Annotated in this window: 13 protein-coding genes and 1 pseudogene; 6 read left to right on the forward strand and 8 right to left on the reverse strand. The window is 69.9% G+C overall.

Annotation, left to right across the window (positions count from 1 at the left end):
- The 4 genes and pseudogenes from PKE44_RS01860 to PKE44_RS01875 all read right to left on the reverse strand — a co-directional run.
- A pseudogene (locus tag PKE44_RS01860) lies at positions 1 to 865 on the reverse strand (hypothetical protein); the annotation flags it as partial.
- On the reverse strand, positions 816 to 4,175 hold the full coding sequence (locus PKE44_RS01865; protein ID WP_324547960.1) for an AAA domain-containing protein: 3,360 nt from the start codon (positions 4,173 to 4,175) through the stop codon (positions 816 to 818). The gene PKE44_RS01865 and the pseudogene PKE44_RS01860, both read right to left, overlap by 50 nt.
- A 171-nt stretch (positions 4,176 to 4,346) precedes the next feature.
- Positions 4,347 to 5,981, reverse strand: a complete 1,635-nt coding sequence (locus PKE44_RS01870; protein WP_324547961.1) for an electron transfer flavoprotein-ubiquinone oxidoreductase — start codon at positions 5,979 to 5,981, stop codon at positions 4,347 to 4,349.
- Between the two features lie 152 nt (positions 5,982 to 6,133).
- Positions 6,134 to 6,994: a DMT family transporter gene (locus tag PKE44_RS01875; RefSeq protein WP_324547962.1), complete on the reverse strand. Its 861-nt coding sequence runs from the start codon at positions 6,992 to 6,994 to the stop codon at positions 6,134 to 6,136.
- Positions 6,995 to 7,163: 169 nt separating this feature from the next.
- Here PKE44_RS01875 and prfB point away from each other — a divergent pair.
- The 3 genes from prfB (at position 7,164) to PKE44_RS01890 (ending at position 11,011) form a co-directional block, all read left to right on the forward strand.
- Positions 7,164 to 8,262 (forward strand): peptide chain release factor 2 gene (prfB, locus tag PKE44_RS01880; RefSeq protein WP_324547963.1). Its coding sequence is split into 2 segments (ribosomal slippage): positions 7,164 to 7,238 and positions 7,240 to 8,262, totalling 1,098 coding nucleotides; the frame shifts between segments, so codons are not numbered across the junction.
- An 88-nt stretch (positions 8,263 to 8,350) separates the two neighbouring features.
- Complete coding sequence (gene lysS, locus PKE44_RS01885) at positions 8,351 to 9,871, forward strand: lysine--tRNA ligase (protein ID WP_324547964.1); 1,521 nt, start codon at positions 8,351 to 8,353, stop codon at positions 9,869 to 9,871.
- A gap of 78 nt (positions 9,872 to 9,949) precedes the next feature.
- On the forward strand, positions 9,950 to 11,011 hold the full coding sequence (locus PKE44_RS01890) for a PilZ domain-containing protein (protein WP_324547965.1): 1,062 nt from the start codon (positions 9,950 to 9,952) through the stop codon (positions 11,009 to 11,011).
- Between the two features lie 45 nt (positions 11,012 to 11,056).
- On the opposite strand, the gene smpB is transcribed toward PKE44_RS01890, so the two are convergent.
- A complete protein-coding gene (gene smpB, locus PKE44_RS01895) occupies positions 11,057 to 11,530 on the reverse strand; it encodes an SsrA-binding protein SmpB (RefSeq protein ID WP_324547966.1) in 474 nt (157 codons plus the stop codon).
- 136 nt (positions 11,531 to 11,666) lie between these two features.
- Between smpB and PKE44_RS01900 the strand changes: the two genes are divergently transcribed.
- Positions 11,667 to 12,104: a type II toxin-antitoxin system RatA family toxin gene (locus PKE44_RS01900; protein WP_324547967.1), complete on the forward strand. Its 438-nt coding sequence runs from the start codon at positions 11,667 to 11,669 to the stop codon at positions 12,102 to 12,104.
- A gap of 4 nt (positions 12,105 to 12,108) precedes the next feature.
- Entirely contained in the window at positions 12,109 to 12,423 is a 315-nt protein-coding gene (locus PKE44_RS01905; RefSeq protein ID WP_324547968.1) for an RnfH family protein, read from the forward strand.
- 21 nt (positions 12,424 to 12,444) lie between these two features.
- Here PKE44_RS01905 and PKE44_RS01910 read toward each other — a convergent pair whose 3' ends face one another.
- Positions 12,445 to 12,801: an outer membrane protein assembly factor BamE gene (locus tag PKE44_RS01910; protein WP_324547969.1), complete on the reverse strand. Its 357-nt coding sequence runs from the start codon at positions 12,799 to 12,801 to the stop codon at positions 12,445 to 12,447.
- A gap of 86 nt (positions 12,802 to 12,887) precedes the next feature.
- Here PKE44_RS01910 and fur point away from each other — a divergent pair, with 86 nt between their 5' ends.
- Complete coding sequence (gene fur, locus PKE44_RS01915; protein ID WP_324547970.1) at positions 12,888 to 13,322, forward strand: ferric iron uptake transcriptional regulator; 435 nt, start codon at positions 12,888 to 12,890, stop codon at positions 13,320 to 13,322.
- Positions 13,323 to 13,377: 55 nt separating this feature from the next.
- Here the strand turns inward: fur and PKE44_RS01920 are convergent, their stop codons facing one another.
- Entirely contained in the window at positions 13,378 to 14,469 is a 1,092-nt protein-coding gene (locus tag PKE44_RS01920) for an HD domain-containing phosphohydrolase (protein ID WP_324547971.1), read from the reverse strand.
- Between the two features lie 33 nt (positions 14,470 to 14,502).
- Positions 14,503 to 17,763, reverse strand: a complete 3,261-nt coding sequence (locus PKE44_RS01925; RefSeq protein WP_324547972.1) for a response regulator — start codon at positions 17,761 to 17,763, stop codon at positions 14,503 to 14,505.
- Between the last annotated feature and the right edge of the window lie 290 nt (positions 17,764 to 18,053).

Genomic DNA, 18,053 nt, shown 5'->3' on the forward strand with positions numbered 1-18,053 from the left:
TTTCGGCGGTGCGCTGCGCCTCGGCCGCGCCGCGGGTGTCGCGTTCGAGCTGCTGACGCTGCTGGTCGAGCCGCGCGAATTCCTGTTCCAGTCGTTTCGCCTCGTCCTTCAGGCGATCGCGTTCGGCGCCGGCGGCAGCGACGCTGCGCTTCAGTTCGGCTTCCTGGCCGCGCAGGCCGTCGACGCGCTCCGAGGCCGCCTTCAGTTCCTGTTCGGTCTGCCCGAGCCGTCGCTCGGTTTCCTTCTGCTGGGCCTGCGCCGTGTCGCGGGTCTGCTCGGCCTTGCCCTGCTGCGCACGGGCACTGCGTTCGGCCTCGACGGCAGCCCGGCGACGCTCCTCGGCTTCGCCGCTCTGGCGTTCGGCGGTTTCCCGCTGCTCGCCGAGGCTGGTCAGCGTGGCTTCGGCATTGCGGATGGCACTGGCCAGAGCCTCGCGCCGGCGGCCGGCGGCTTCCAGTTCGGCGCGGTTGTCGGTGACCTCCTGACGCAGCTTCCCGGCTTCCTCGCGCAGGCGGGTCGCGGCGGCCTGCCCGGATTCGGTCTCGGTGCGCAGGCGCGCCAGATCGCCGGCGAGTGCCTCGCGGTTGCGGCCCAGCTCGGCGAGTTCCCGTTCGAGGCGGCTGCGTTCGGTACCGAGCGTGCCGAGCGCATCGAGGTGCCCGACGCGCTGCGCCTGCCAGTTGCGGCGCTCGCTCGCGTCGCCGACCACGCCGAACAGCACGCTGCAGAAGCTGCCGAGCGCGAGCGCGCTGGCCAGTCCGAGTGCCAGCTGCACGCGCGGCCAGGCCGGCGGCGCGGCAGACGGGGGGATGGGCTCATGGCCCGGCCGGTCGGGTGCCGGCGATGACGCGTTCGACGCACTCATCCATGTTCTCCCGCAGTTCGTAGACCCAGAAACGCACGACCCGCCAGCCGAGCGCGCGCAGTTGATGGTCGCGCCACAGATCGGCGGCCTTGCGCCGGCCGTCGGGATCGCGGTGGTAGCGGTCGCCGTCCACTTCGATGTCGAGCTTCACGGCATCGCTCAGCAGTGCCAGATCGAGCCGGCGGCCGGCAACCGGGTATTGCGCAATCGTCTGCACGCCGCGGGCAGCGAGGGCGCGGTGCAGCCGTTCCTCCCACGGTGACTCGAAGCCGGCCGGCCCGGCGGGTGCGGTGCGTCGGCGCGCGAGCAGGGCTTCGAGGTGCGGGATGCCGCAGCGGGCGGCGTAGTCGAGATCGCCGAACACGTGGCAGACGGCGCGGGCCCGGCTGACGGCGACGTTGACGAGATGGCCGGTCTCGCGCAGGAAGGCGCGGGCTCCGGCCGGCAGGTCGGCGCCGGCACAGAGGCTGAACAGCATCAGATCCCGGGCATCGCCCTGAAAACCGTGGGCGGTATGTACTTCGAGCCGGGCGCGGGCGATGGTCCCGGCCGGCAGGCTGCGTTCGAGCCGGTCGCGCAGGCGGTTGGCCTGCTCGCGAAACGGCGTGACGACGCCGACGCTGCCGGCATAGCCCTCATCCACCAGCAGCCGCTGCAGTTCGGCTGCGATGGCGTCGATCTCGGCCGGCGCCGCACAGCCGGTGCGTGCCGGCAGCAGCGGTCCGTGTACCGGCGTCCAGTGGAAGCCGGCCCGCTGTCCAGCCGGTGCCTGCAGCCGCTGCGGATCGGTCAGCGGGCGCAGCCGCCGGCCGTAGAACGTGGCGCTGATGTAGTCGGCGATGTCTTCGTGGCAGCGGTAGTGGTCGCGCAGCAGGTGGTGCTTCGCCGTGTCCGCCGCCGCAGCGAGGTGGAACAGGGAGTTGGCCGAATACAGGTAGCTGCCGATGCCGGGTGTGAACCGCCCGGCAGCCCGCAGGGCCTGCACTTCCCAGGCAACCGGCACCTGCGTGATGACCGGCAGCTGCGCCGGATCGCCGATCACGATGGCGCGCCGGGCGCGCGCGAGCAGCGGCAGGGCCGAGGCGATGTCGCACTGGGCGGCTTCGTCGATCACGACGTAATCGAACAGCCCCGGCACCAGCGGGATGCGGCTGGCAGCCCCGAGGTTCGATACCGCCCATAACGGCATATGGCCGAGGATCAGCGTGCGCTGCGCGGCCCAGCGCTCGCGCAGGCGTGCCGCCCCGGCCGTCCCGTCGTGGTTTGCAAGCACGACATCGCCGCGCAGGGCCGTCAGCGCCTGACGGTCGGTCGGAGCGCATTCGGCGAGCACGCCGGCGAGGGTCTGCAGCTGCTGCAGCGCCGAGGCCTGCATCCGTTCGCCGAGCCTGACCGGGTCTTCGAGGTCGGCAGCACCGGTGCCTGCCCGCACGCTGGCTTCCAGGGCGGCACGCTGTCTGCGCAGCTCGGCCAGTTCGGTGAGTGCGGCGAGTCGCTGTTCGTGCAGTTCCAGCGTCGATTCGTCCGGCGCAGCCAGGCCGAGCCGCTGCCAGTCGAGCGCAATGCGCCGCAGCCGCCGCAGCCGCAGGCGCCGCAGCCATGGGGCGAAGCCGCGCATCAGCCAGCCACGCGGCGTCGGCGCCGGCATCGGGATGGGCACCGATGGCAGGTCTGCCCCCTGCGCAATGCCGAGTGCAGCCTCCCGGTCGGCGATCGTGGCTTCCAGCCGGCCGAGTTCTTCGGCGGCCAGTGCCGCAGCCGTCGCCGTGTCGAGGGCGCGCATGCGCGCGGCATCGAGCCGGGACAGCACGGTTATCGATTCGGCCAGCTGCTCGCGCCGGGCTTCGGCGCCGGGGCGGGCGAGAATCGCGTCGATCGCACGCGCGAAGCTGATGCCTTCGCCACCGTCGCGGGCGTTGGCACGGATCAGCAGCGGCTGATGTGCAAGCAGTTCGGTGAGCCGTCCGGCGACGGCTTCGATGGCCTGATGGTTGCGACTGGCGAACAGGACGCTGCGCCCGCTCAGCGCGGCGCTGGCCAGCACGGCGACTGCGACCTGCGACTTGCCGGTGCCGGGCGGGCCGGTCACGACGGTCAGCGGCGCGTTGAGTCCGTCCCGCACCGCATCAAGCTGGTCCTCGCCAAGCGCGAGCGGCTCCATGACCGGTACGGTGGCGGCTGCGGCCATCGCGCCGCCGTCGTTTGAGCCAGCTGTGAACAGCGGGGCCAGCGCCGTTGCGGCGAATTCGGCATCCGACCACTGGCCGAGTGCAAGCAGATCGCGTACCGCGCCGCGGGCATACTGCAGCTCGCTCGACAGGAACAGGCCCAGCGCGCCGTAGAGGCCGGCCGGCCCGCCGCAGTCGAGTTCGCGTACCGGTCGGGCAGGATCGAGCGCAGTGCGCAGATCCGCCGGCACGGCTCCGGCCAGCCGCTCGACGAAGCTCGGCCAGTCGACGAAGGAGCCGGCCTGCCAGGCTTCGTCGTCGGCCTGCACGTCGAGCGCATCGAGCAGCTCCCGAATCCGGTGCCCGCGCTGGCGTTGTCCGCTGGCCCAGCGCCATTCGATCGCCGGGGTCTGTGCCGGCAGGATCACCCGCAGACGGTCGGCATCCAGGGTCCACTCTGCGGCCAGGGTCGTGACCGGCAGCAGGAATGGCTGGCGCTGCGGATCCTTCGGATGCACCAGAGCCAGCGGATAGGCGATGTACACCGGCTCACGTGCGCGCCGGGACAGGGCGGTCAGGAAGGCGGCGGGCAGATGTGCGCGGCCGATATCGAGCACGCGCTTTTCCTGTTGCGTCGGCCACCAGCGGCCGCCGGGCGCAACGAGCAGGAACTGTTCTCCGTATCGCTCGCTGGCTCCCAGCAGTTGCGCGCGTTCGTTGCGGGCGAGTGCCTCGGCGTAGTACGGCAGCAGATCGCGCAACATGGCCCAGGACGGATGCAGTTGTTCGCCGGCCTGCACATGGATGGGCGCTGATGCAGTCCACGCTTCGCCTTCGCTGCCATGCGCCGGAAGGGCGGCCAGGACCGGCCCCCGGCTGGCCGCTGGCGGCGCATGGACCTCGCCGGTCGCCGATGCCGGGATGGCCGTGCCGGGAATGCGCAGATGCCATCGGCGATGCGCATCGATCCCGGCCAGGTTCTGGCGCTGCAGCGTCAGCAGTCCGGCCGTCACGGCGTCGAGCCGGGGGCGACGGCCGGCGATCGCGGCCCGGGCCTGCAACTCGGAGGCGCGCAGGCCTTCCGGGTGACGCGTGATCAGCGTCAGCAGGTCCGAAGCCAGAGCGTCGGCGGATTCGTGCACGGTCTAAACATCCCTGCCTGGGCCTGCACAGCGCAGGGCCGGATTCGAACGGCGCAGCGCACGCCCCGGAATCATGAAAATCCGTCAATCTTATCTGCAAGACCGGGCCTGCTTCAAAAACAGAAGGGACCGTCACCGGTCCCTTCGTCCATCGGGGGCGGACACAGCCGCTCACATGTTCGGATAGTTCGGTCCGCCGCCGCCCTCGGGCACGACCCAGTTGATGTTCTGGGTCGGGTCCTTGATGTCGCAGGTCTTGCAGTGCACGCAGTTCTGGCTGTTGATCTGCAGGCGCTGCGCGCCGGCCTCGCCGAGGAACTCGTAGACGCCGGCGGGGCAGAAGCGCGCCTCGGGGCCGGCGTAGGTCTTCAGGTTCACGGCCACCGGCACGGCCGGGTCGCGCAGCTGCAGGTGGCAGGGCTGGCCTTCGGCGTGGTTGGTGCTGGAGAGGAAGACGCTGGAGAGCTTGTCGAAGCTGACCTTGCCGTCGGGCTTCGGGTAATCGATCTTCTCGCACTCGGCGGCGGGCTTGAGGGCCGTGTGGTCGGGGTGATGGTGCAGCGTCCACGGCGCGTTGCCGCGGAACACGTAGGTGTCGAGCGCGCCGTAGGCGAGGCCGCCGAGCAGGCCCCAGCGGAAGGCCGGGCGGATGTTGCGCACGCCGTGCAGCTCCGGCCACAGCCAGCTCGCCTCCAGCAGCGGGCGGTACTCGCTGACTTCGCTGCCGGCGGCCTGCGCACCGAGGTGCGCGAAGATCGCCTCGGCGGCGACCATGCCGGACTTCATCGAGGTGTGCGTGCCCTTGATCTTCGGCACGTTCAGGAAGCCGGCGGTGTCGCCGGCCAGCAGGCCGCCGGGGAAGCTCAGCTTCGGCAGCGACTGGATGCCGCCTTCGCTCAGCGCCCGCGCGCCGTAGGCGATGCGCCGGCCGCCCTCGAAGGTCGGGCGGATGTCGGGGTGGTTCTTGAAGCGCTGGAACTCGTCGAACGGCGACAGCCAGGGGTTGGCGTAATCGAGGCCGACCACGAAACCGACCGCGACCTGGTTGTTTTCGAGGTGGTACAGGAAGGAGCCGCCGTAGGTCGAGAAATCCAGCGGCCAGCCGACCGTGTGCTCGACGAGGCCGGGGCGGTGCTTCGCCGGGTCGATCTCCCAGAGTTCCTTGATGCCGATGCCGTAGGTCTGCGGATCGACGCCTTCGCGCAGCTTGAAGCGCTCGAACAGCGTCTTGGTCAGCGAGCCGCGGCAGCCTTCGGCGAACACGGTCTGCTGCGCGTGCAGCTCGACGCCGGGCTCGAAGGCATCGGTCGGCTGACCGTCCTTGTCGAGGCCCATGTCGCCGGTGGCCACACCGCGCACGGCGCCGGTCTCGTCGTAGAGCACTTCGGCGGCGGCGAAGCCGGCGTAGATCTCGACGCCGAGTTCCTCGGCCTGCGTGCCGAGCCAGCGGCAGAGGTTGCCGAGGCTGGCGACGTAGTTGCCGCGGTTGTGCATGCTCGGCGGCGTCGGCAGGCGGTAGGAGGTCTGCGCGGTCAGGAACAGGAAGCGGTCATCGCCGGCCGGGGTCAGCAGCGGTGCGCCGAGTTCGCGCCAGTCCGGGAACAGCTCGTCGAGCGCGCGCGGCTCGATGCAGGCACCGGAAAGAATGTGCGCGCCGATCTCCGAACCCTTTTCGAGCAGGCAGACGCCGAGTTCGCGATCAGCGGCCAGGGCGAGCTGCTTCAGACGGATCGCCGTCGCGAGGCCGGCCGGGCCGCCGCCGACGACGAGCACGTCGTATTCCATCACTTCTCTTTCGGTTGCCATGTCTGGATGTCTCCTCCAACGGACTCGGCATTCTTGAATGTGTTCTGTGACGAAGCGCGAGGCGGGCGCATCGTAACATCACGTAGTCTTATAAGTAAAAACCCTAATATGACTGGCGCTGCTGCTCGGCTCGCAAGCGCGCAGGAGGGCGGTCAGCCGCGCCGTGCCGGCAGCATGACCAGCAGGCCGGCGGCGACGATGGCGAGGGCGCCGGTCACGGTGGCGAGGTCCGGGCGTTCCTGCCAGATCGCCCAGCCGAAGCCGGTCGCGAACAGCACACCGGTATAGCCGAGCGGGCCGACGATGCCGGCCGGGGCGCTGGCGTAGGCGCGCGTCATCAGCAACTGGCCGAGCGTGCCGAGCAGCGCGAGGGCGGCGATGATGCCGGAATCGCGCACACCGGGCACGACGCCGGCGGCGAGCGCGGCCGGCGTGGTCAGCAGCGTGCCGACCAGCGTGAACCAGAACACGATCTCGCCGGCGCCGATGCCGATCGACATGCGCCGGATGGTCACGCGCGCCAGTGCGGCGAGCGCGCCGCTTGCGAGGCCTACCAGCGCCGCCGGCACGAACAGCCCGGAGCCGGGCTTCAGGATCGCCAGCACGCCGGCAAAGCCGATCAGCGCCGCCCAGGCGATGCGCGGCCCGAGCCGCTCGCCGAGCCACAGCGCCGCGATCAGCGGCACGAACAGCGGCGAGGTCATCTTCAGCACCGCGGCATCGGCGAGCGGCAGGTGGCCGACCGCCCAGAACGAGGTCCACATCGCCGCGAGGCCGGTCAGCGAGCGCGCGGCGTGAAAGCGCAGCTTCGCCGGCGTCTGGCGGCCGATCCAGCCGCGCTGCCAGGCGATCGGCAGCAGCAGCGCGAGCGCCAGCCAGTGGCGGATGGCGAGGATGGTCGCGGTCGGCACGTTCACCGAGGCGAGCTTGATCAGCGCGTTCATCGCCGCGAACGTCGCTTCGGAGGCGAGCAGCAGCAGCGCTCCGGCGAGCGGGGCATCGGTCCGGTTCATGCGGCGGCGGCCGTCGGGCAAAGGGCGTGCAGCATACGGGAGTCGCGCGGCGATCGCGTGGTGCGGGGGCGGCCATTGTGCGGCCGTCGCCCGGTGCAAACTCCGATAGAATGCGCGGCTTTCCCCGCCATGCGGCCTTTCCGGGGCCGCCGAGACGAGCGCGACGCCGATGCTGGAACTGAATCCGTACTACAACCGCATCAAGGACCTCGAAGGGCGCGCCGCCGCCCTCAGGGGGTATCTTTGACTTCGACGAGAAGCACGATCGCCTGGTCGAGGTGACGCGCGAACTCGAACAGCCGAACATCTGGGACGACCCGGAGCGCGCACAGGCGCTCGGCCGTGAACGCGCAGCCCTCGAACGCGTGGTGCTGACGCTGGAATCGCTCGGCCAGGCCCTGAAGGACGCCGCCGAACTGCTCGACATGGCCGCCGAGGAACAGGACGAGGCGACGGTCGGGGAGGTCGCAAAGGACCTCGATCGCTACGAGCATCAGGTCGCCGATCTCGAATTCCGGCGCATGTTCTCGGGCGAGGCCGACCCCTGCAACGCCTTCCTCGACATCCAGGCCGGCGCCGGCGGCACCGAGGCGCAGGACTGGGCCGACATGCTGATGCGCATGTATCTGCGCTGGGGCGAGCGCCGCGGCTTCAAGACCGAAATCCTCGAAGTCTCGGACGGTGAAGTCGCCGGCATCAAATCCTGCACGATCCGCTTCGAGGGCGAGTACGCCTACGGCTGGCTGCGCACCGAGACCGGCGTGCACCGGCTCGTGCGCAAGAGTCCGTTCGATTCCGACAACCGCCGCCACACCAGCTTCACGTCGGTGTTCGTGTCGCCGGAAATCGACGACCGCATCGAGATCGAGATCAACCCGGCCGATCTGAAGGTCGACACCTTCCGCGCCTCCGGTGCCGGCGGCCAGCACGTCAACCGCACCGAATCGGCGATCCGCATCACGCACGTGCCCTCGGGCATCGTCGTCGCCTGTCAGGCCGACCGCTCGCAGCACAAGAACCGCTCGACGGCGATGAAGCAGCTGCAGTCCAAGCTCTACGAGATGGAGATGCAGAAGCGCCGCGCCGCCTCGCAGGCCCTCGAAGACACCAAGGCCGACATCGGCTGGGGCAGCCAGATCCGCTCCTACGTGCTCGACCAGTCGCGCATCAAGGATCTGCGCACCAGCCACGAGACCGGCAATCCGCAGGCCGTGCTCGACGGCGACCTCGATCCGTTCATCGAGGCGAGCCTCAAGAGCGGGCTCTGAGCCTCCCGCCCGTCCCTTTCCCGATCAGCCCGCCGACTCGTCGCACCGCCCCGTCGCCTGCACGGATCAGCCCCCGGAACCGACCGACATGACCGAACCCGCCGTCACCCCCGAAGCCGCTGCCAACGACGAAACCAACGAGAACAAGCTGATCGCCGAGCGCCGCCAGAAGCTCGCGAAGCTGCGCGAAGCCGGCAACGCCTTCCCGAACGACTTCCGCCGTGATGCGCTCGCCGGTGCGCTGCAGGGCGAATGCGCCGCGCTCGACGGCCCGGCGCTCGACGCCGCCGCCCGGCGCGTCACGGTCGCCGGCCGCATGATGGCCAAGCGCATCATGGGCAAGGCGAGCTTCACGGCGATCAAGGACATGAGCGGCCAGATCCAGCTGTTCGTGCAGCGCGACGCGGTCGGTGATGACGCCTACACGGCGTTCAAGGGCTGGGATGTCGGCGACATCGTCGGTGCCGAGGGCGTGCTGATGCGCACGAAGACCGGCGAGCTGTCGGTGCGCGTCGAGTCGATCCGGCTGCTGACCAAGTCGCTGCGCCCGCTGCCCGAGAAGTTCCACGGCCTGACCGATCAGGAAGTCCGCTACCGCCAGCGTTACGTCGATCTGATCATGAACGACGACACGCGGCGCACCTTCGCGATCCGCAACCGCGTGATCCGCGGCATCCGCGATTACCTCGACGCGCGCGGCTTCATGGAGGTCGAGACGCCGATGATGCACGTGATCCCGGGCGGCGCCGCGGCGCGGCCCTTCGTCACGCATCACAACGCGCTCGACATGGCGCTGTACCTGCGCATCGCGCCGGAGCTGTACCTGAAGCGCCTGGTGGTCGGCGGCTTCGAGCGCGTCTACGAGATCAACCGCAATTTCCGCAACGAGGGGCTGTCGACGCGCCACAACCCCGAGTTCACGATGATCGAGTTCTATCAGGCCTACGCCGATTACCGCGACCTGATGGATCTGACCGAAGACCTGCTGCGCGGACTCGCGCTCGAACTGCTCGGCAGCACCGACGTGCCGTATCAGGGCGAGGTCTACGACTTCGGCAAGCCGTTCGCGCGCCTGACGATCCCGGAGGCGGTCGTCGCCTACAACGAAGGTGTCACGGCGGAAGACATCGCCACGCTCGAAGGCGCACGCGCGGTGGCAGAGCGCCTGAAGCTGCCGGTCAAGCCCGGTGACGGCATCGGCAAGGTGGTGACGACGATCTTCGAGGAAACCGTCGAGCACCAGTTGCGGCATCCGACCTTCATCACCGCGTACCCGACCGAGGTCTCGCCGCTCGCGCGCCGCAACGACGACAACCCCGAAGTGACCGACCGCTTCGAGTTCTTCATCGGCGGGCGCGAGATCGCCAACGGTTTTTCGGAACTCAACGACGCCGAGGACCAGGCCGAGCGTTTCCGCGAGCAGGTGCGCCAGAAGGATGCGGGCGATCACGAGGCCATGCACTACGATGCCGACTATGTCCGGGCCCTGGAATTCGGCCTGCCGCCGACCGCCGGCGAAGGCATCGGCATCGACCGGCTGGTGATGCTGTTCGCCGATCAGCCGTCGATCCGCGAGGTCATCCTGTTCCCGCACATGCGGCCGGAGTGAGCCGCGAGACGGCGCCCATCAACCACGCGGGCCGGATGACCGGATCGGTCCTGCGCAGCAACAGGAGGCAGCGGCAAGGTGGCGACGCGCGAGGAAGTGCTCTGGAACTGCCGTTCGGCGCTGGCTGCGGCGGTCGGTGCCGAGAATCCGGATGATGCCGTCGTCGAGGCTCTGGCCGGGCTGCTGCTCGGCCACAACGCCGGGCTGACGCTCGGCGAGGTGGTCGCGGCCGGTGTCGCGGCCGGTTATCCGCCCGGCGCGCTGCTGAAGGCGCTGCTGCGCTGCCAGCTGTTCGACCTGGAAGCCACGCTCAGCGACCTCGACGCCGACAACAAGCCGGCCGACGAGCGCATGGATGCGCTGCGCGCGCTGTTCGCGCAGTACCAGGACGTGCAGAACCGCTTCATCGAGAGCTTCAGCGAGCACTACGAGCACGAGGCCGCCGATGCGCGACAGCGCGCCGAGCGCGAGCGCGACGCCGAGCTGCTCGCGCAGCTGCGTGCGGACTGGCGCCGCGACGGGCAGGTCGAGCTGTTCAACTACTTCCGCGAGCTGCAGGTGCCGACGACGGTGCCGCTCGACGAGATCGACGGCAATTACGTCGCGGTCGCGCGTACCTCGCGGCTGGCGATCGTGCTCGCGGCCGGCGAGCGCGGGCGCGTCGCCTTTGCGCCGACCCGCGACAACGGCCGCGTCGCGCTGCTCGAACTGCAGTCGGCCAAGGACGACATCCTGCTGTTTCGCATCGCCGGCCTGCGCCCGCACCCGCAGGGTCAGCGCCGGCGCCTGCGCGTCGAGGTGCGTGAGGACGCGCCGTTCAGCATGCGCCTGCCCGACGGCCGTCAGGCGCTCGCCTACGTGCGCGACTTCTCGGTGATCGGCATGGGGCTCGAATGCGCGGACGCCTCGAAGCTGGAGCCGGGCACGACGCTGCAGTGCAGCGGCCGGCTCGGGCCGCGGCTGCGCAAGGTCGATCTCGACCTGACCGTGACCGTGCGCTGGCGCGTCGAGAGTACGCAGGGCATGCGTGTCGGCGTCGAGCTTTCGATGGAGCCGGGCACGCGCGAGGTGCTCGACAAGCTGGTGCGCGAGTACGAGCAGGAGGCGATCAAGGCGCTGAACCTGATCGCCGAGGGCTGAAGCGGCGCCGCATGCCTTGCGCAGCGCGCCGTCGCCCGCGCCCGCTTACTGGTGGCGCATGAGCCGGCCCTTCTCGCGCTCCCAGTCGCGCTCCTTCTCGGTCGCGCGCTTGTCGTAGTCCTTCTTGCCGCGCGCGACGCCGATCTCCAGCTTGGCGCGGCCCTTCTTCCAGTACAGCGACAGCGGAATCAGCGTGTAGCCGCGCCGCTCGACAGCGATGACGAGCTGCAGGATCTGCTCGCGGTGCAGCAGCAGCTTGCGCGTGCGCGTGGCGTCCGGGTGCACGTGCGTCGAGGCCGACAGCAGCGGCGAGATGTGGCAGCCGAACAGCCAGCTCTCGCCGTCCTTCAGCAGCACGTAGCTCTCCTTCAGCTGCACCTTGCCGGCGCGCAGCGCCTTGGCCTCCCAGCCCTCGAGGGCGAGGCCGGCCTCCAGGCGTTCCTCGATGAAGAAGTCATGGAAGGCCTTCTTGTTCTGGGCGATGGTCGATGGCGGGGCGTTCTTGGATTTCTTGCTCATCGGCGGATTGTACCCGGCGCCGTGCTGGCTGCGGACCGGCGGCGCGGTTGAGCGGGCGCGGCAATTGCCAGAGAATGCGCGCCGCGCCGGCACCGGACCGGTGGACATTCACGAGAACACATCAGGGAGCCCCCGGGTGGCGACGATCAAGAAGAGCGCGCTGGTCGCCTATTCGGCGGCGCGCATGTACGCGCTCGTCGCGGACATCGAGGCTTATCCGCAGTTCCTGCCGTGGTGCCGCTCGACACGCATCCTTGCGCGCAACGGCGACGAACTGCGCGCGAGCATCGAGATGGCCAAGGGCGCGGTCAACAAGTCGTTCTCGACCTGCAATCGCCTGCAGGCCAACAAGATGATCGAGATGCGCCTGATCGACGGGCCGTTCCGGCATCTGGAAGGCTACTGGCGCTTCGAGGGGCTGGGGGAGGATGCATGTCGGGTGTCGCTGGATCTCGAGTTCGAGTTCTCCAGCACCTTGCTGCGGCTCGCGATCGGGCCGATCTTCAACCAGATCGCGAACACGCTGGTCGATTCCTTCTGCAAGCGGGCGGTACAGATCTATGGCCGGGGATGAAAAGATGAACGTGGAGGTCGCCTACGCGCGGCCGGACCAGCAACTGATTCTGGCGCTCGAGCTGCCGCACGGGGCCAGCGTCGCCGAGGCGCTGGCGGCGGCGAGCGGGCCGCTGCAGGAGCGTTTTCCGGAACTCGACCTGGCCGCGGCCGAGGTCGGCGTGTTCGGCAAGGCCGTCACGCGCAGCCAGCCGCTGCAGCCGGGCGACCGGGTCGAGATCTACCGCAAACTCGTCGCCGACCCCAAGGAAGTCCGCAAGCAGCGCGCTGCCGAGGGCCGGCTGAAGAAGCAGCGGCGTGAGGACGCGGCCGGCGACTGAGCGTCCGGCCGCAAGCCCGGCTCAGCCCTGCGGCGGGTATTCGACGCGACTCAGCACGTCGCGCTCGAAGTACAGCGTCACGCGCCGCTGCTCGGGCTCGCCGTCGTCGTAGGTGCCGGGACGGTAGCTGTAGACGTAGTCCCAGCGGTTCTGGTGGAACGGATCGGTGACCAGCGGCGTGCCGAGGCGCTGCTGCACCTCGCGCTTGCTCATGCCGGGCGTGATCGTGCCGAGTGTCGCCTCGTCGAGGTAATTCCCCTGCCGGACCTTGGTCTTGTAGAACGTGGGCAGCGGCATCGAGAAATCCGAGAAATACGAGCAGCCGCTGCCGCAGACGAGCAGTGCGGCGAGGCCGAGGCAGGCGGGAATCCGGGGCATTTGAGGCGGCGGGCACGGTGACTTAGACTCGGGCATCATAACCGATTCCGCCGGTCCGGCTGACGGCGCGCGAGGAGAACCGGCCCTTGGGCTCGAAAGAACTGAAGCAGGTGGGCCTGAAGGTCACGCTGCCGCGCATGAAGATCCTCGCGATCCTGCAGGAACACGGCGGCGCGCAGCACCTGAGCGCCGAAGACATCTACAAGTCCCTGATCGCGAGCGGCGAGGAAGTCGGTCTGGCGACCGTCTACCGCGTGCTGACGCAGTTCGAGACCGCCGGCCTGGTCAAGCGCCATCACTTCGAGGGCGGCCAGTCGGTGTTCGAGCTGAATCAGGGCGAGCACCACGATCACATCCTGTGCCTGCAGTGCGGCCGCATCGAGGAGTTCGTCGATGAGGTCATCGAGACGCGCCAGCGCGAGATCGCCGCGCAGCACGGCTTCCGGCTCGCCGAGCACTCGCTGATCCTGTACGGCAACTGCACGAACCCCGACTGTCCGCACCGGCCGCCGACCCACTGAAACGCGCGCCCGCTCCCTCCCGTTCGCTCTCCGTCCCGAGGCTGCTGCGGCCTGCTCAGGCCGGGCGTGCGTCGCTGCCTGCGGCGTGCGCATCGGCAGCGTTACCGGGCGGGGCCGGCGCGTAGTCCGCGGGCAGCGTCGGCAGGTCGGTCGCGTGACCGGCGGCTTCGCGCTCGTCCCACTGCGCCTTGATCTCCAGGATGCGCGGCAGGATGTCGGCAAAGGCCGTCACCAGCCGCGGTTCGAAGTGGCGGCCGGCGCCCTTGTGCAGCTCCGCCAGCGCCCGTTCGGCCGGCCAGGCTTCCTTGTACGGGCGCTTCATCGTCAGCGCATCGAAGACATCGGCGATCGCGACGATGCGCGCGGTCTCGGGGATGCCGGTGCCGCAGAGGCCGTCGGGGTAGCCGCTGCCGTCCCATTTCTCGTGATGGCGCAGCGCGATCTGCGCGGCCATCTGGAACACCGGCGCCTGACTGCGCGCGAGGATGTCGTGGCCGATGCGCGGGTGGGTGCGCATGATCACCCATTCGTCCGCGTCGAGCGGGCCGGGCTTGCGCAGGATCGCGTCCGGGATGCCGAGCTTGCCGGTGTCGTGCATCGGTGCGGCGAGTTCGAGCCGCCGGCAGATCCCGGCGTCGAGCCCGCAGGCGCCGCCCAAGGCCGCGGCATATGCCGCCATGCGCCAGATATGCACGCCGGTGTCGTTGTCGCGGTAATGGCCGGCTTCGCCGAGCATGTAGATCGCATCGTGGTAGCTGCGCTCCAGCCGCTCCAGGCTGACCAGCGACAGATGCGCCCGCACGCGCGCACGCACGATCGGTGGTGACACGGGCTTGACGAGGTAGTCGACGGCACCGGCCTCGAAGCCGCGGGTCTCGTCGAGCGTGTCGGTGCAGCCGCTGACGAAGATCACCGGGATGGCGGCGGTCTGCGCATCGGCCTTCAACTGCCGGCAGACCTCGTAACCGTCCATGTCCGGCATGCGCACGTCGAGCAGGATCAGCAGCGGCTGGTGGCGCACGGCGGCGCGCAGGGCTTCCTCGCCGCTGCGGGCAAACGCGAGCCGGTACAGGCCGCCGAGCACCTCGCGCATCACGGCGAGGTTCAGCGGTTCATCGTCGACGATCAGGATCGGTCCATGGATCATTTCGGGTTCCCTCGGGTTCTCTGGGGGGATTTTTCAGGAACTTTCCGGTATCACGCCCGACAGCCCGAGTCGTGGCGCGAGGGCATGGGCAGCCGCCTCGGCGCGGCGGAAATCGAAGTTCTCGATCGCGGTGCGCAGTTCCGCGATCTGCGGCGCCGGCACGCACGCGGCAAGCTCATCGAGCAGCGGCTCGATCGCGTCCGGCTCGTCGGTATCGAGTGCTGCCAGCATCCGGTCGAGCAGCGCGGCCAGCTCGTGGCCGGCCTCGCCGGGCGTGGCGGCCGTGCCGGGGGCGGCTTCGTCTTGCGCCGGTGGCTTGGGCGGTGCGTATTCGCGGATCGCGGTCAGGGCCTCGTCGAGGGCGCCGGCGAGCGGTGCGCAGGCCTCAGGCGGCGCCACGCCGGCGCGCAGGGCCTGTTCGGCCTCGACGGCGGCGGCCGCGAGCGCAAGCAGGCCGAGGTTGCCGGCCGTGCCCTTGAGCCGGTGCACGCCGGCTGCCGCCTCGGCCGCTCCGGCGGCACCGAGCCGCGCGGCGCAGTCGCCGTACTCGGCGGCGAAGCGCTGCAGATAGCGGCGCAGCACGGCCGCATCGTTCCAGAGCGCCAGGGCCTGTGGCAGATCGAGCACGGGCGCAGGCTCGGCCGGCAGCGGCGGTGCGCGGCTGACGGCGGAGACTCCAGTGGCGGCAGCCGGCTGCCAGCCTGCGCTGCGCGCGACGCGGGCGATCAGGGCCACGGCGGCATCGGCATCGAAGGGCTTGGCGATGAAGTCGTTCATGCCGGCCGCGAGGGCGGCGTCCTGCTGGTCGCGGAAGGCGCCGGCGGTCAGCGCGATCACCGGCAGCCGGGACAAACCCGCCGTGCGCCGGATCGTGCACGTGGCTTCGTGGCCGTCCATGACCGGCATCTGCACATCCATCAGCACCAGATCGACGGTACCGACGTGCGCCTTCAGCCATTCGACGGCCTGGCGGCCGTCGCTGGCGAGCGAGACCCGGGCGCCTTCGCCGGCGAGGATGCGCCGGGCGACATCGCGGTTGATGTCGCTGTCATCGACGACGAGCACGCGCAGGCCCGGCAGCCGCGGTGGCTGGCTGGTCACCGGGGCGGGGCTGGCGGCGGCGCCCTGGCGGCAGAGCGTGCGCACGACGGCATCGTGCAGCGCCGAAGGCGTCACCGGCTTGCTCAGGATCGCATCGATCATCCGGCTGTCGTCCAGGGCCTGCAGCTTCGCGCAGGAGAAGGTCGTGGCCATCAGCAGGATCGGTTCACGCCGGTCGCCGGTGAGGCTGCGGATGGCGCGGGCCGTCGCGAGTCCGTCCATGCCCGGCATCTGCCAGTCGAGCACGATGATGGTGCGCGGCCGCTCCGGATCGCGCGGGAAGTGGCTGCGGACGTGTTCGACGGCCGCCGTGCCCGAATCGAGCGCGACCGGCTTCCAGCCGAGCTGCAGTGCCGTGCCGCAGAGCGCCGCGCGCGAGGTTTCGTTGTCATCGACGATCAGCACGTCGAGCCCGGCCAGATCGGGCACGGACAGCGGCAGCTGCGGGCCGCGTTCAAAGCCGAGCGTGAAGCGGAAGGTGCTGCCCAGGCCCGGGGCGGATTCCACCTCCAGTGCACCACCCATCAGCGCCACCAGCCGGCGGCTGATCGCGAGTCCGAGTCCGGTGCCGCCGAAGCGGCGCGTCGTCGAGGTGTCAGCCTGCACGAAGGCGGCGAACAGCTCCTGCTGGCGGGCGGGCTCGATGCCGATGCCGGTGTCGCGCACCGCAAACTCCAGCCGCACGCGCTGCGCATCGGCTTCGAGCACGCGCACCTCGACGCTGACCTGACCGTGCTCGGTGAACTTGATCGCGTTGCCGGTCAGGTTGATCAGCACCTGAGCGAGGCGCAGCGCGTCGCCGGTCAGGCTGTCGACGCCGGGCGGCGCTGACAGCACGAGTTCGAGCTCCTTGTCGGCGCAGGCGGCCGCCATCAGCGAGGACAGGTCATCGAGCACGTCACCGAGGCGGAAGGCGGCGTGTTCGAGTTCGAGCCGGCCGGCCTCGATCTTCGAGAAGTCGAGGATGTCGTTGAGGATGGTCTGCAGCGTGCGGCCCGAGCGGCGGATGCGGCGCACGAGTTCCCCGGCCTCGGCCGGCAGCGGCATGCGTTCGAGCAGGTAGGCGAGGCCGAGGATCGCGTTCATCGGCGTGCGGATCTCGTGGCTCATGTTCGCGAGGAACACCGCCTTGGCGTGCGCACCGGCCTCGGCCGCCTCGGCGCGCTCGGCGAGCCGCTCATGCAGGTGAGCGAGCTGGCGCCGGGTGCGCTGGAAGCCGATGCCGACCAGTGCCGTGGCGGCCAGCAGTACGGCGACCACGCTGCCGACCTGCGTGACGATGTGCTGGCGGGCGGCCACCAGCGTCGCCTGCGGAATGCGCAGCGCCATGTGCCAGAACTCGTCAGGCGCGCCTTCGGTGATGCTCAGGTGCGCCGGCAGGCCGAGCCAGAGCCAGAGGCCATCGTCCTGCTTCAGGCTGCCGGAGACCTGCGCCTGCAGGGCGGACCAGAGCGCCGGTGCGCGCCGGGCCAGCGTGCGCGCCGGATCGAGCTGGAAGCCCCATTCGTCGGCAGGCTCGGGTGCGAGCAGCCAGTAGCCGTCGCCATTGAGCAGCATCAGCTCTCCGGCCTGCTGGCGACTGGTCTGGCGTACGGCATCGAGCAGCACGCGACCGAGGTAGTTGAGCACGACGATGCCGTGGCGCCGGCCCTCGGCATCGAACAGCGGCATCGCAAAGCGCAGCACCGGCTTGAACGGCCGTTCGATCTGCCCGTGCTCGACGTTCAGGTCGAGCGGCGACTGATGGATCGCGCCGGCCGGCAGTTGCATCGTCTCGATGAAATACGGGCGGTCAGCCTTGGACTGCAGGGCTTCGGGCGGTACCACGTATGGCTGGCCGTCGCGGTAATCGACGCGCACGCGTTCGCGGCCGCTCGCGTCGATCCAGCGGATCTGGTCGAAATCCCGATGCGACAGCATGTACGCGACGTATTCAGCGGCCACGGCTGCCAGTCCGTCGGGGTCGTTGTCACGCAACGCGCCGTGCAGGTCCGGCAGCGCGGCCAGGTAGGTGATGTCGGCAACGGCACCGCGCATCGTCGCGCGCAGCGTCGCCGTGGCCACCTCGACGCGCTCCTGACCGGCCGCCGCGAGGCGTTCCTGCGTGTGGCGCAGTTCGGAGCCGGCATACAGCCCGCCGCCGCCGGCGATCAGCAGCGCCGCAATCGGGATGAGCGGCCAGAAAGAGTGCATGTCAGCAAGCCGTCGACCGGCGGTTCCTCTGCAGGCTTTCGGTTTCCGGGGGCAGGCCGGGGTGCGTCGGCAATGATCACCGGCAGACACCGGACAGGCGGCGGCCCGGGCTGCCTGCCTGTCGATCGGCAAGACAGAAGCCGCCCTTCCGGGCTGGATATCGACCGACACCCCTGCAACTGTAGGTGCCGGGAAACAGCTTCCGGACCGGTTCTGCGGGCCTTCATGGCCCAGCCGGCGACAGCAATGCCTGCGCGTGCCAGCATTGCTGTCGCCTGTCTGTACATTAA

Origin of the sequence: Plasticicumulans sp. (assembly GCF_035331805.1) — a bacterium.
Classification (GTDB): domain Bacteria; phylum Pseudomonadota; class Gammaproteobacteria; order Competibacterales; family Competibacteraceae; genus Plasticicumulans.

Excerpts from the sequence above, each read along its gene's own strand:
- PKE44_RS01870 (WP_324547961.1), bottom strand. The coding sequence starts at position 5,981 with ATGGCAACCGAAAGAGAAGTGATGGAATACGACGTGCTCGTCGTCGGC.
- PKE44_RS01875 (WP_324547962.1), bottom strand. The coding sequence starts at position 6,994 with ATGAACCGGACCGATGCCCCGCTCGCCGGAGCGCTGCTGCTGCTCGCC.
- lysS (WP_324547964.1), top strand. The coding sequence starts at position 8,351 with ATGACCGAACCCGCCGTCACCCCCGAAGCCGCTGCCAACGACGAAACC.
- smpB (WP_324547966.1), bottom strand. The coding sequence starts at position 11,530 with ATGAGCAAGAAATCCAAGAACGCCCCGCCATCGACCATCGCCCAGAAC.
- PKE44_RS01905 (WP_324547968.1), top strand. The coding sequence starts at position 12,109 with ATGAACGTGGAGGTCGCCTACGCGCGGCCGGACCAGCAACTGATTCTG.
- PKE44_RS01910 (WP_324547969.1), bottom strand. The coding sequence starts at position 12,801 with ATGCCCCGGATTCCCGCCTGCCTCGGCCTCGCCGCACTGCTCGTCTGC.
- PKE44_RS01920 (WP_324547971.1), bottom strand. The coding sequence starts at position 14,469 with ATGATCCATGGACCGATCCTGATCGTCGACGATGAACCGCTGAACCTC.
- PKE44_RS01925 (WP_324547972.1), bottom strand. The coding sequence starts at position 17,763 with ATGCACTCTTTCTGGCCGCTCATCCCGATTGCGGCGCTGCTGATCGCC.